The organism is Pseudomonas sp. 3MAES_34.3B (genome assembly GCF_058145875.1).
In genome coordinates this window covers 2,222,330-2,235,272 of record NZ_CM176960.1, presented here as the reverse complement: position 1 = coordinate 2,235,272, position 12,943 = coordinate 2,222,330, and the positions used below count along the sequence as shown (strand labels likewise).

General features: G+C 62.6%; 12 protein-coding genes and 1 pseudogene. 6 read left to right on the top strand and 7 right to left on the bottom strand.

All coding sequences use genetic code 11. The features are described 5' to 3' along the window. Positions 1-9: 9 nt before the first annotated feature. Entirely contained in the window at positions 10-933 is a 924-nt protein-coding gene (locus AC3Z8Y_RS10000; RefSeq protein WP_490089542.1) for a carbohydrate kinase family protein, read from the top strand. 277 nt (positions 934-1,210) lie between these two features. On the opposite strand, the gene AC3Z8Y_RS09995 is transcribed toward AC3Z8Y_RS10000, so the two are convergent. Beyond that, complete coding sequence (locus AC3Z8Y_RS09995; RefSeq protein ID WP_490089541.1) at positions 1,211-1,744, bottom strand: GNAT family N-acetyltransferase; 534 nt, start codon at positions 1,742-1,744, stop codon at positions 1,211-1,213. 164 nt (positions 1,745-1,908) lie between these two features. On the opposite strand from AC3Z8Y_RS09995, the gene AC3Z8Y_RS09990 reads away from it, so the two are divergent. Together AC3Z8Y_RS09990 and AC3Z8Y_RS09985 are read left to right on the top strand one after the other, a co-directional pair. Further along, positions 1,909-2,337: a helix-turn-helix domain-containing protein gene (locus tag AC3Z8Y_RS09990; protein ID WP_490089540.1), complete on the top strand. Its 429-nt coding sequence runs from the start codon at positions 1,909-1,911 to the stop codon at positions 2,335-2,337. Between the two features lie 66 nt (positions 2,338-2,403). After that, the gene (locus AC3Z8Y_RS09985) at positions 2,404-2,919 is read left to right on the top strand and encodes a hypothetical protein (protein ID WP_490089539.1); all 516 of its coding nucleotides are present in this window, start codon (positions 2,404-2,406) and stop codon (positions 2,917-2,919) included. Here AC3Z8Y_RS09985 and AC3Z8Y_RS09980 read toward each other — a convergent pair. The 5 genes and pseudogenes from AC3Z8Y_RS09980 to AC3Z8Y_RS09960 all read right to left on the bottom strand — a co-directional run bounded on the left by AC3Z8Y_RS09980 (position 2,916) and on the right by AC3Z8Y_RS09960 (position 8,664). Next, positions 2,916-3,971, bottom strand: coding sequence for a methyl-accepting chemotaxis protein (locus AC3Z8Y_RS09980; protein ID WP_490089969.1), 1,056 nt, complete (start codon positions 3,969-3,971; stop codon positions 2,916-2,918). The two genes, AC3Z8Y_RS09985 and AC3Z8Y_RS09980, sit on opposite strands and share 4 nt — an antisense overlap. 27 nt (positions 3,972-3,998) lie before the next feature. Beyond that, a pseudogene (locus AC3Z8Y_RS09975) lies at positions 3,999-4,535 on the bottom strand (MCP four helix bundle domain-containing protein); the annotation flags it as partial. 150 nt (positions 4,536-4,685) lie between these two features. After that, positions 4,686-4,868, bottom strand: a complete 183-nt coding sequence (locus AC3Z8Y_RS09970) for a hypothetical protein (RefSeq protein ID WP_490089538.1) — start codon at positions 4,866-4,868, stop codon at positions 4,686-4,688. A gap of 103 nt (positions 4,869-4,971) precedes the next feature. Next, positions 4,972-7,395: a glucose/quinate/shikimate family membrane-bound PQQ-dependent dehydrogenase gene (locus AC3Z8Y_RS09965; RefSeq protein WP_490089537.1), complete on the bottom strand. Its 2,424-nt coding sequence runs from the start codon at positions 7,393-7,395 to the stop codon at positions 4,972-4,974. Between the two features lie 93 nt (positions 7,396-7,488). Beyond that, positions 7,489-8,664: a carbohydrate porin gene (locus AC3Z8Y_RS09960; RefSeq protein WP_490089536.1), complete on the bottom strand. Its 1,176-nt coding sequence runs from the start codon at positions 8,662-8,664 to the stop codon at positions 7,489-7,491. Positions 8,665-9,118: 454 nt separating this feature from the next. On the opposite strand from AC3Z8Y_RS09960, the gene AC3Z8Y_RS09955 reads away from it, so the two are divergent. Together AC3Z8Y_RS09955 and AC3Z8Y_RS09950 are read left to right on the top strand one after the other, a co-directional pair. Next, positions 9,119-10,093, top strand: coding sequence for a threonine/serine dehydratase (locus AC3Z8Y_RS09955; RefSeq protein ID WP_490089535.1), 975 nt, complete (start codon positions 9,119-9,121; stop codon positions 10,091-10,093). After that, a complete protein-coding gene (locus tag AC3Z8Y_RS09950) occupies positions 10,090-11,040 on the top strand; it encodes an ornithine cyclodeaminase family protein (protein WP_490089534.1) in 951 nt (316 codons plus the stop codon). Before AC3Z8Y_RS09955 ends, AC3Z8Y_RS09950 begins: the two co-directional genes overlap by 4 nt. 12 nt (positions 11,041-11,052) lie before the next feature. On the opposite strand, the gene AC3Z8Y_RS09945 is transcribed toward AC3Z8Y_RS09950, so the two are convergent. Next, a complete protein-coding gene (locus tag AC3Z8Y_RS09945) occupies positions 11,053-11,691 on the bottom strand; it encodes a helix-turn-helix transcriptional regulator (protein ID WP_490089533.1) in 639 nt (212 codons plus the stop codon). Positions 11,692-11,937: 246 nt separating this feature from the next. Between AC3Z8Y_RS09945 and AC3Z8Y_RS09940 the strand changes: the two genes are divergently transcribed. Then, positions 11,938-12,939 (top strand): aliphatic sulfonate ABC transporter substrate-binding protein, encoded by a 1,002-nt coding sequence (locus AC3Z8Y_RS09940; RefSeq protein WP_490089532.1) that lies wholly within the window; start codon positions 11,938-11,940, stop codon positions 12,937-12,939. Positions 12,940-12,943 lie beyond the last annotated feature (4 nt).

Sequence of the window (12,943 nt, the reverse complement as noted above, 5' to 3'; positions counted from 1 at the left end):
ACTCCTCGCATGTCCCTCCCCCGTGTCGTGGTATTCGGCGAAGCGCTTACCGACATCGTGCAAACCACCCCTGGCCACTGGCGCGGCTACCCAGGCGGCGCGCCCTGGAACGTAGCCCGTACCCTCAGCAAGCTAGGCATCGCTACCGGGTTCGGCGGGGCCATCAGTGAGGATTCATTGGGCGAAGAGATCGCCGAGCAGTCGGTAGCCGCCGGGCTGGACATGCGCTTCATCCAGCGGGTAAAGGCAGATCCACTGGTTGCCGTCGTGCCTTCCAGCGCCCCACCCACGTACTTCTTCGCCGGTGAAGCCGACCTGCGCTTCAGCCTCGACGCGCTGCCCGAGGGTTGGTTGGATGAAGTGGAAATCTGCCATTTCAGCTGTATCAGCCTGGCCCGTGAGCCCCTCGCCAGCTTGCTGATACGCACCGCCGAACAGGCGAAAGCCGCTGGCAAAGTCATCAGCTACGACCCGAACTGGCGCAACCTGATGACGGCGCGGTACCGCGAAGAGACCTTCCCTACCCTGGCGAGGCTGGCGAGTACCGTCAAACTGTCGGATGAAGACCTGAAAAACCTGTACCCCGACTACGAAGAAGCCCAGGCGCTGCAGGCCCTGCGCGAACTCAACCCCGAGGCGCAGGTACTGTTTACCCGGGGCGAACGCGGGCTGACGCTATACACTGCCGAAGGCACCTACGAGCAACCCGCGTTGAAGGTAACCGTAGCCGATACCGTGGGCGCGGGCGATGCCAGCATGGCTGGCTGGCTGGGCTCGGGGCTGCTGGGCATCACCGACCTGCAGCAACGGCTGGTATTCGCCGCCGCCTGTGCGTCGGTGTCCTGCAGCCACGCCGGCGCCTACTCGCCCACGGTTGCCGAGGTAGAGGCGTTGATTGCGTCGCATGCAGATGGATTGCCCGGGGGGCGATAAAGCGCAACTGCGGATGGTGGTGATTAAGAGAATCGGCGCATGGCGATGCATAAGCCTGGGCCCTCCACTATGCGCGAGCTGGCGCCGGATGGTCGGCCCCGCCGCTTCCCACCAGCTCAAGTACGTACATCCGCCGGGCGCCGGACCTTGTGGGAGACGGGCGGAGCCGCAGGCGGAGCTCGCGAATGGGATGTCAGGGCATGGTCCATGTTTGGTATACGTGACAAATCCTGGTCGATCTAACGTATACCCGACTTTTGATACTGAACGGCCAACCTCACGGCGTCCCTGACTCATCCCGGGCAGGCGCGCGGAACAGCCGGCTCGGTGGCTGCCTTGGCACGTCGTCGAGAACGCCGCACGGTTGCATGCCGATCTTCTCGAGCACCTTGATCGAGGCCGCGTTATCCGGCCGCACAAATGCCCATACCTGCGGGAAGCCCAAAGGGCCGAGGGCATGGCGCAGCGCCGCTTGCGCCAGCTCCGTGGCATAACCCCGGCCCCACGCCTCCACGGCAAAGCGGTAACCCAGGTTCAGCCGTTGCTCGCCCAGGTAGCTGTGCCAGGCCACGCCGCCAAAGCCAATAATCTCCTCCGGCGCGCCCTGCTCCGCCACCGCCCACCAGCCAAAGCCATTGGCGGCCCAATGCGCCAGCCAGGTACTCAGCAGCTGCTCGGCCTGGCCGGGATCAGTGAACGCGCCCGCAGGGTTGAAGACCTGGGTACGCGGGTCGCTGTAGATCGCGAACAGGCGCGGAAGGTCAGCGGTGGTTGGCTGGCGGTAGGTCAGGCGGGTATGGGATTTGGGCATGGTGCTGGGCCTGGCTGTAAACAGGAAGTAAATAGAGGACGAACCGTCTTTAGCCCGTCGGCCTGGTGACTGATTGACTTCCCGGGTAAGCGGCTTACCATGGCTGAACCTATAAAAATCATAGGCAGTCGATATTGAAAACGTCGCTATGGACGAGACAGCAATTGGAATACAAAGGTAGCGGCCTCGAAGGGATCTACCTGAAGAATGGCTATGAAATTCTCCAGACGCGTTATGGCCAAGGCGTTCGGATCGAGAATGTCCAAGGCTTGCACCGCGCCATTGCCGCAGAAATTGTCACGCAAGGGTCCCCAATGACTGGGCATCAGTTCCGGTTTTTGCGCAAGGAGCAGGACCTGGTACAGGCAGAACTCGCAGCAATCCTGCGCGTGGACGTCCAAACCGTAGCCAATTGGGAAAAACGAGGGTCTCAAGAGGTCCCCGGGCCGGCGGACATTGCGATGCGGGGCCTCTATTCAGCGTACTGCCATATTCAATACGGGCCGTATCAGGCCCCCAAAACGACGATCCCCCGCGAAACGGCAACCTTTACCCTGCAGGGTGAAGAATGGATCGAGGCCATCGCCGCCTGATAAAGCTCCAGCCAAGGCTATTGGAACCCGCTTCGGCGGGTTTTTCTTATCTGAAGGAATTACCGAATGCTCGCCCGCCTGCTACTGACCTGTCTCGTTTCGCTAGCCGTGCTTTCTACCCAAGCAGCCACCAAAGCCCCGGCGAAAACTGCGCCCGGTGAGGGCCTTGAGCTCACGGCCCCGGCACTGTTGGCCGGGATCAAGCAGCACCTGCCCGAAGAGCAGGACTGCCGAACCGTCACCTTCCAGAAGCCGCGAACCTTCAAGAACGGTGCGGTGATCAAGCAGAAACTGGAGCGTGACGGCGCCGAAATCGACATGACGTTCGATATCGCCAAATCGGGAAAGCTGGCCAATGCCCGGTTCGCGGCGGACACCAAGGACCCCGCACACCTCACCGTGATGCTGTGCGCCACCTATGCCGCCATGCGCACCGTGCAGCCGACCATGGAACGTTCGGAGCTGGCGAGGCAGGCGGCGCTTGAGCTATGGCAACAAGCGCAGCAACAAACCATCACAAAAACCTTCGCCGGTGAGCGCTTCCGGGCGCAGATGGCGCCCTTTGAAGTGAATGTGTTTTAAACCTTGAACCGCTGTGCCAACCCACTGAGGTCGGAGGCCAACCGGGACAGCTCCTGGCTGGCCGCATGGGTTTGCTCGGCGCCCGCCGAGGTTCTGATCGACAGGTCACGGATACGCACCAGGTTACGGTCAACCTCTCTGGCCACTTGAGCCTGTTCCTCGGCGGCACTGGCGATCACCACGTTGCGTTCGTCGATCGCCGACACGGCAACAGAAATACTGCTCAAGGCATCCTTGGCCGCATGGGCCTGCTCCTGGGTAACCCGGGCCTGGTCGGCACTGGTCAACAAGGCATCGACCGTCTGGGTGGTGCCGGCACGGATGCTGGAGATCATCGACTCGATTTCCCGGGTGGACTCGCCCGTACGGCTGGCCAACGAGCGCACTTCATCGGCCACCACCGCAAACCCACGCCCCGCTTCGCCCGCGCGGGCAGCCTCAATGGCGGCGTTGAGCGCCAGCAGGTTGGTTTGCTCGGCCACGGCGCGGATCACGTCCAGCACCTTGGTGATGCCGTGGGCCTGCTCGGCCAGGTTACGGGCGTGTTCGGACGCGCCCAGTACGTTGTCGGTAAGCGAACCAATGGCCGAGAGGGTATCGCCCAACTGGCCCTGGCCGCGGCGCGCCGTTTCGCTCGCCGTTCGGGTTTGCGACGAGGCAGAGGTAGCGTTGGAGGCAACTTCGTCCACCGCCTGGCTCATCTCGGTCACGGCGGTGGCGGCCATCTCGATTTCATCGTTCTGCTGGGCCAGCCCGGTCGCGCTTTCGCTCATCACTGCGCTCATCTCCTCCGTGGACGAGGCCAGTTGCTGGGCCGACAACATGATCCGCTCCAACGTGTCCCTCAGCGTACCCTGCATCGACGCCATGGCCTGAAGCAGCAATGCCGCTTCGTCGGTGCCACGGGTGTCGAGCCGCGCGGTCAGGTCGCCGGCGGCGATGGTCTGCGCGGCTGCAACAGCGCTTTCGATCGGCCGGATCAGGCTGCGGGTGAGGCGCCACGACAGCAGAACCGTCAACGCCAGCGCCAGTACGATAGCCGCCAGGGTCACCGAGCGGGACTCACCGTACAAGGCGTCGCCGGTGTGGTTGTGCTCGCGGGACTCGTCGATGTTTTCCTGTTGAAGCGCCGCAGACAGGTCGTTCATCCGGGTGCCGGCGTCTGTCATGGTGTGAGTGAAATAGTCACGCGCAGCGTCGACATCACCGGCACTCACCAAGGCAGCCACATGGTCAGCCTGCTGCATGTAGGCGGTGTATAGCGTGAGCAATTGGTCGTAGCTGGACTGCTCGATCTGGCTGCCGATCATTGGCCGGTAGGCCTTGAACAGCTCATCGAGGGTGCTGCCGATCTTGTGCAGCCCTTGCAGGGTTTCGCCCGCCGTGGCAGGAACGGCAACGATGCGCAGCACCTGAATACGCACTCGCGCCAACTGCAGCGCGATGGCGTCGCTGGTAATGATGCCAGGAACGTTCTCCTCCGAAACCAGTTTGGCTTGTGCGCGAATGCCCGCCATCTGATACAGGCCGAACAGGCCGAGGGCGGCCAATACGAAGGCAATGAGGCCAAAGCAGACAACGCTGCGCTTGGCGATTTTCAGGGATCGCAGGTTCATGAGAGGTTCCGTGGCTCAAGCGGCGAAGCACGCCGGGTATGCACGGTTAGCGGCAGAGGCAGGGGAAAGTTGAGACGGGGAAGGCGCGGATGGATGGAAGGTAAAGCGGCTCGGCCCCGCAACAAGCGAGGCCGAGGCTATCAAGCGTACTCAGACGGCATTGCCCGGCGATGGCTCTTCATCATCGTCCACCGGTGGAGCCACCGGCGCTTCGTTGCCATCGCTCTGCTCGACATCCGACGACCCGCCCTCTTCATCGAGCAGCTCGTCGTCGCTGTCTGCACCTGCGGGCCCCGGATACGGGCTTGCTGTGCCATTGTCGTCATTAACCATGATCACTCTCCTGTGCACAGCGCAGAAGATCCGCGCTCAAGATTGAGAGCGCAGCGGGAGGCCACTAGTGCCTCCCGCTGGACCAGCGGCACATCCGCTGTGGTCAGTTCTTCTCCGGCAGCGCGTAGGCAATCACATAATCGCCACGGTCAGGCGATTGCCGCGCCCCGCCTGCGGTGATCACCACGTACTGCTTGCCGGTCTTCGGCGACACAAAGGTCATCGGGCCGCCCTGGCTACCTACGGGCAGGCGGGCTTTCCAGGCTTCTTCCCCGGTAGCCGAGTTGAACGCACGCAGGTAGTAATCCTGGGTACCGGCGATAAACACCAGGCCACCCTGGGTGGACAAGGTACCGCCCAGGGTAGGCATGCCGATGGGCAACGGCAGCCCCATCTTGATGCCCAGCGGGCCGGTGTCCTGAACGGTACCTACCGGCACCTGCCAGGCGATCTTGCGAGTTTTCAGGTCCACCGCGCTGAGCGTGCCAAACGGCGGCGCCTGGCATGGAATGCCGGCCAGGGACAGGAAGCGGTTCTTGTTCACGGCGTAAGGCGTGCCTTTGAGTGGTACCGCGCCCATGCCGGTGTTGATCGCTTCGCCACCGGACGAGGCCCGGGCCTCACGCTCGGCGGGCACCATCTGAATCCACAGGCCCAGGCGCATGTCGTTGACAAAGATGAAGCCGTGCACCGGGTCGGTAGAAACGCCGCCCCAGTTCATGCCGCCCAGCGAACCCGGGAAGCTCAGGGACACATCAGTGCCCGGTGCCGTGTACAGGCCGTCATAACGCATTTTCTTGAACGAGATACGGCACAACATCTGGTCGAACGGGGTGGCGCCCCACATGTCCGACTCGGTCAAGTGCTGCGCACCGATCTGCGGCATGCCAACCGAACGCGGCTGGGTAAGCGAATAAGGTTCGTTCGGAATGTCCGCAGCCTTGACCGGCACTTCCTGCACGTCGGTCAGCGGCTTGCCAGTGGCGCGGTCCAGCACATAGATCTGCCCTGCCTTGGTACCGATCACCACAGCGGGCACCGTGCTGCCGTCGGCCTGAGGGAAGTCGGTCAGGGTCGGCTGCATCGGCAGGTCGAAGTCCCAGAGGTCGTTATGCACGGTCTGGAACACCCACTTCTCGTCGCCGGTCGTAGCGTTCAGCGCCAGCACCGACGCACCGTACTTGTGGTTGAGCTCGGTCCGCTTCACACCATAGATGTCGGTGGACGGGCTGCCCATCGGCAGGAACACGGTGTTGGTGGCCGGGTCGTACGACATCGGCGCCCAGCTGTTGGGCGTACTGCGCACGTAGGTGCTGTCGTTGGCCGGCGCTTGTTTGTCTTGCGGGTTGCCCGGGTCGAAGGCCCAGCGCATGGCGCCGGTGACCACGTCAAAACCACGGATCACACCGCCAGGCATATCAGCCTGTACGTTGTCAGCCACGCGGCCACCCACCACTACGGTGGTGCCGGCCATCAGTGGCGGCGAAGACAGTTGGTAGTAGGAGTCCGGTACGCTACCCAGGCCGGCCTTGAGGTCTACCTGCCCGTTGTCACCAAAGCCCTGGCAGAACTCACCGGTGTCGGCATCCACAGCGATCAGCCGCGCATCGATGGTGTTGGTGAACAGGCGGCGCTGGCAGTTGGCGCCCGCCGGGATCGAGACCGGGGTAGCTGGCGTGCTGGAATCGGCAGGCTTGGCCACGGCGGCGGTGGCATCGAAATAGGCCAGCCCGCGGCAACGCTGCCACACGGCGGATTTGGCATTGATCTGCCGCTTCCACAGTTCCTTGCCGGTATCGGCATCCAGCGCAATCACGTTGTTGTGCGGGGTGCAGATAAACACCTTGTCGCCCACCTGCAGAGGGGTGAGCTGATCTTCCGCGCCGTTGCCGTCGCTGATGGCCACGTCACCGGTGTGGTAGGTCCAGGCCGGGATCAGCTTGGATACGTTATCGCGGTTGATCTGGTCCAGCGCAGCGAAGCGGCTACCGCCTGCATCGTTACCGTAGTTGTCCCAGTTTTTCTGCGCCTTGGCCGGGTCAACCTTGGTCAGGCCCGGGCCGTCACCGCTGGGCGATACCGGGTTGTGCGGCAGGAACATGCCCCAGAAGCCCGCCGCCAGTGCGATGGCCAGCACGGCGCTGAGGCCATAACCCAGGCGCCCGCCAACCAACCCATTGGATTTGCGCAGCGAAGGGTAAACCAGCGCTACCACCAGGCTGAGCACGCCCAGCGCGAACAGCCGCGAAACCAGGGGCCAGAAGTTCAGCCCCGCGTCCACCACTGCCCACACGATAGACAGCACCATCACGACCGCAAACAGCCAGGCGCCCCACAGGCGACGCTTGAACAGCAGAATGGCGGACACAATCATGCCGATGCCCGCGAGCAGGAAGTACCAGCTGCCGCCCAGCGAGGCGAGGTAACCGCCCCCCGCCGTAAACAACAGGCCGAACACGAGTGTGCCGAGGGCGGCTATCCAGACAAGCCAGCGACCGCCGGCCGCCGTGTGTTGGGGGTTAGACATTGTGTGCTCCTTCTAACGCTTGAGCCTGTGGAGGCAAATACCAATGAAGGTAGGTAGATTGTGGACATACGCAGTGTTCACTGCGTTCAGAACTCATAAAGCTGCTTTTACCTGTACGCCGAACACCAGCGCATTGGCCGTTTCGGTGCCATAGAAGGCCCCCGGCTCGATGATGTATTGAAGCGAAGGGCGCACCAGCAGCCAAGGCGAGAGTTGAGCGCCATAGGTCATCTCGACCAGCCCTTCCCCGCTGCTCAGGTCGGGAAAATCCTGCCCATTGGCAATCGCGGCCTGTTCTTGCACGTCGCGGCTGCGGGAATTGAACACGGCACGGCCATAGCCCACGGCGAAGGTATCGTTCGGGCGGCTGTCAAACGGCTTCTTCAGCGCCAAACCAGCGGAGTACCAGCGTCGGAACGGCGATGCGGCGGCGCTGGCATCGGCAATCTGGCCAAAGATATGAAGGTTGCGGGCCGGGTCGGCAGCCGAAGCCCACACGGCCTGGTCCATGAGGAAATAGGCGCCATCGCGGCCGGCGATGGTGTTGTCGCTGCCGATGCGGGGGGCGTCGGAAGTGTCGTAGTAGTAACCCAGCCGGTACTCGCCCGGCAGTGCTCCGTGCGGCGTATAGATCAACTCCACGGGCAACACATTGCCGGTGCTGTCCTTGGGGGTCACATGCCAGGCGCGGCTCGAATCGCCATTGCTTGCGGCATCAACCTTGAACGCCGCGACCTGAAGCGCGAATTCGGGGTTGAACCGGTAACGGGCGATAGCGCCGAGATGGCCGTTGGGGTAGTTGCTCCAGCCACTGCCGCCCGACATGGACAGCGCATGGCCGCAGAAGCCCGCGTTCATGAAGTTGCAGAGAATGCCAGTGCTCAGCCCGCCGATATCGTTGCCCATCGCCATGAAGCCAAGCTTCACGTCCAGGTCCGGCGTAAACAGCGTGTTTTCGTAGCTCAGCTCAGTGAGGCGCGTGTACAAGCCACCGTAGTTCTCCTGCACGGGCAGCCGGTTGCCGATCAGGTCGTCTGAGCCGCTGTTGCCACGCCGGTCATTAATGGTTACCTGGACCTTCCCGCCGTGCTCCAGGCCCAGCAGCTTGTCCAGCTCAAAGCGAACACCGAGCTTCACGTTCTGCGAATACCGCGTGCCCCGCTGCTTGCCACCGTGGGCGTTGTAGACCGTTTCTCCACTGTAGTCGCCGGTAAACCGGATGCCTTCATCCACCAGCCTGGAACGTTCACCGCCCCAGTCGCCGGTCATGGTGGCCCGGCTTTGCCAGCCCTCGGCGTGGGGGGCAGCCCAGGGCGCTATCGCCCCCGCGCAGCCAAGCGCAATACAGGCGAGGCGGCGCAGGGGCCGTCTGAAAGCAATAATCGAGGTAAGCAAAACGAGGATTCCATCAACTGCGACGGCATCCGACATTCCATCGGACGGTCAAGACAGGTTATTCAGTGCAGGCGGCAGCGGGCCATCGCTGCTTATAGAAGGCTCGATGCAGAGCGGAGTCACGCCCTGTTACGAAGCGGGCGCACGTTATCACAGCGAAGGCCGATGAACGGTATCGATTGTGTGGATTGGCTGAATCATCGAATTGGATAGCAATTTGCTTATGTGTAGACTTTTTATCTTGTGTGGACTTATATTCCACAACCATAGTGTGGGAGCCGGCGCAGCCGGCGAACCCTTTCGCCAAACCTCTCGAACCAGGCCCCCAATGCCCGACAATCAGCCCCAACCCGCCCTTTTCGATGCTATCCAAAAAGCGCACCAAGCCCTTCGCCCTACAGTGCTTGAAACGCCTCTCACCTACAGCTCACAGCTGTCCGCGCTCACTGGCTGCCAGGTGCACCTCAAGTGTGAGCACCTGCAGCGCACGGGCTCGTTCAAGTTTCGTGGCGCGAGCAACAAGGTCCGTTTGCTCACCGAGGCCCAACGTCACAGCGGCGTCATCACTGCTTCCTCGGGCAATCACGGGCTTGGGGTGGCGCTGGCCGGCCATGAAGCGGGCGTTCCGGTCACGGTGTACGCCACCACCACAGCCTCGGCGCTGAAGCTCGATGCCATCCGCGCCCTGGGTGCCGAGGTTATTACCCTAGACACCGATCCGCTGGCCGTTGAGCTGGAGGCGGCCGCCGAGGCACGCCGGCAGGGCAAGCTGTTCGTTTCGCCGTACAACGATGCCCAGGTTATCGCTGGCCAAGGCACCATCGGTATGGAAATCGCCGAGCAGTTGCCGCAGGTGGATGCTGTGTTCGTAGCGGTAGGTGGCGGTGGAATGGTCTCCGGGATTGGTACGGCCATCAAGCAGCTCAAGCCAAACGCGCACGTCATCGGCTGCTGGCCGGCCAATGCGCCGACGCTGGAGCGCTCGCTGGCGGCGGGGCACATCATAGAAATGGAAGAAGCGGACACCCTCTCCGACGGCACGGCCGGCGGTATCGAGCCGGGCAGCATCACGTTCCCCCTGTGTCAGCGCGTGATCGACCGCACGGTATTAGTGAGCGAAGACGAAATCCGCGCAGCGATGAAAGCCGTTGCGCGGTTCGAGCGCTGGATGATCGAAGGCGCGGCCGGCGTGGCGCTGGCGGGCGCCCTGAAGCTGGCAGCCGACTATCAGGGCAAGCACGTGGCGGTAGTGATTTGCGGCCGCAACATACTGCTGGAGAAATTCATGGAGGCCATCCAATGAAAGTGTTTTCCCAGCAGCAGATAGCCGCTTCGATCACTGTCGAGCTTTCTGCGCAGGCCTTGCGTGAAGGGTTTATCGCGTACTCCCAAGGCAACGTGAAAGTGCCCCCGGTCCAGCATTTCGCGTTTGAACAGGCCAACGGCGATTGCTGTGTGAAGTCCGCTTGGGTCGAAGGCTGCGATACGTTTACGGTGAAAGTCTCTACCGGCTTCTATTCCAACCCGGCCAAGGGCTTGCCCAGCAACAGCGGGCTGATGATGGTGTTGTGCGCCAACACCGGCCAGCCGTTGGCCCTGCTGCAGGATGAAGGCTGGCTCACTTCATTGCGTACCGCCCTTGCCGGCCAGCTCGCCGCCCGCGCGTTGGCACCGTCTTTGGTGCAAGGGATCGGCATCCTCGGCACTGGTAGCCAGGCCCGCCTGCAATTGGAGCACCTGATGCCTGTCACACCCTGCCGCCAGGTCACGGTATGGGGGCGCACGGCCCAAGCGCTGGCGGACTATCGGCAATTCGCGCAAGGGCTGGGCTTCACCGTCACCACCACGCTGAGCGCCGAGCAGGTTGCCCGTGCCGCCAACCTGATCGTGACTACCACGCCTTCACGGGAGGCGTTGCTCAGGCGCGAATGGGTACGCCCCGGTACGCACATCACCGCAGTGGGCGCGGATGCCAACGGCAAACAGGAACTGGAACCTGAGCTGGTGGCCGCTGCTGATGTGGTGGTGGCTGACTCGATTGTGCAGTGCAGTGCATTCGGCGAACTGTCCCATGCGATCAAGGCTGGGCTACTGCCGGCAGCGCGGCTTGTGGAGCTGGGCCATCTGCTGGCCGGCAACGCTGAGGGGCGCCGCGATAATGGGCAGATTACCCTGGCGGACTTGACGGGCGTGGCGGTTCAGGACGCAGTAATAGCACGCTGTGCGTTCCAGGCCTGCGCTGGGCTGTAACCGGGCGGGCCCTCAAACGGCCCGGCACGCCTTCACGTATTTATAAACGGTAGCCCGTCCCATGTTCAGCACGTTGGCCACGTAGTCATGGGCGCTGCGGCCGTCGAACGCGCCTTCCCGATACAACGCTTCGACCAGCTCGCGCTTCTGATCGCGGCTCAACCCACTGATCGCCAGGTGCCGTTCCTGCAGCCAGCCGTGCAGGAAGGTATTGATGCGCTCTTGCCAGTCATCCCGGAACAAGGCCTGGGGCTGCGCCACCATCCGGCTGGCCTGGAAGAACAGGTTCAAGGCGTCGCGCGCCTGTTCGAGCACGGAATAGTCCAGGTTGATACACAGCGCGAACTCCGGCCTTCCCCCCTCGTTATGCAGCACGCTGGTGATCGAACGGATACGCCGCCCATCCCAGTTGAGTTTTTCGTAGGGGCCGAAGCTGCGCTGGGTGTTCACATCGCCTGAGAGCTCTTCAAGCGCCGAATCGTCCCCCAACTTGCGCCGGGACAGGTTGTTGGCGATGTGCACCACCGTTTGCGTGGCCAGGTCATGCAGCACCACTTCGGCGTGGGGAAACAGCAACTGGGCCATGCTGTCGGCCAAGGTTTTGTAGTTGGTAAGGCGGCTGGTGGTGGAGGTGCCGGGCGCAGCGCTCATGTGGATTCCAGGGAATAAAGGGCGTGCTGATGATAAACGATCAGCAGGCCTCAGACAGAGGCGCTGAGGGAGATTGCAGGCCAGCAAATACCGGGGATTCAACAAGTGAAAATGATCTAGCCAAATACCGAAATGTTATTTATTTGGCACCACTTAGATCATTTAGGGTTAGCACCATCCAGGCATATGCGCCACCTAACGCGCTCTGCCTTCAGCTCTCAAGCCAGCCCTGCCAGGACGCCCCCGATGCTTACACCCTTGTTGAGACACCCCTTGTTTCGGTGGGCCCTGCCCCTGCTCGCGGCCGCTGCCCTATCGGCAAGTTGGGCCGGCATCGCCCAGGCGGCCGATACGCCACCGGCCGAGGTACACCTGGACTATGCCTATTACTCGCCTACCAGCCTGGTGCTCAAGCATTTCGGTTGGCTGGAACAAGCGCTGCCTGGCACTAAAGTGAGCTGGGTGTTGAGCCAGGGCAGTAACCGTTCGCTGGAATACATCAACAGCGGCAGCATCGACTTCGCCTCCACCGCAGGCCTTGCCGCGGTGTTGAGCCGCGCCAACGGTAGCCCCTTGAAAACCGTTTATATCGCCAGCCGGCCGGAGTGGACCGCCCTCGCCGTGCGCAAGGATTCCCCCATCAAGACAGTGGCCGACCTGAAAGGGAAGAAAATCGCCGCCACCAAAGGCACCGACCCCTACCTGTTCACCCTCCGTGCCCTGCAGCAAGCCGGCCTGAGCAAAGACGACGTGGAACTGGTGCACCTGCAACATCCCGATGGCCGCGTGGCCCTGGAAAAAGGTGAAGTGGACGCCTGGGCGGGGTTGGACCCTCTGCTTGCCGCAAGCCAGCTTCAGGCCGGCTCGCGCTTGCTGTATCGCAACGTGGATTTCAACAGCTATGGGGTGATCAGCGTGACCGAAGCCTATGCCAATGCCCAGCCCCACACCATCGAGACCGTGCTGCAGGCCTACGAGAAAGCCCGCGCCTGGGCCAGCCAGCACCCCGATGAGCTGGCGGCACTCTTGGCGCAGGAATCCGGCTTGCCGCTGGAGGTGGCCAAGCTGCAGATTTCTCGCACCGACTTCAGCAACGCCCAACCCGGGCCTGAGCATATCGCCGCCTTGAAAGCCGCCGCGCCGATCCTGCTGGCCGAGGGGCTGGTGCGTAAGGGTACCGACGTGAACGCGGTGGTGGATCAGCTGTTCGATCCTCACTTCAGTGCCACCGTCATCGGGAAAAACTAAGCCC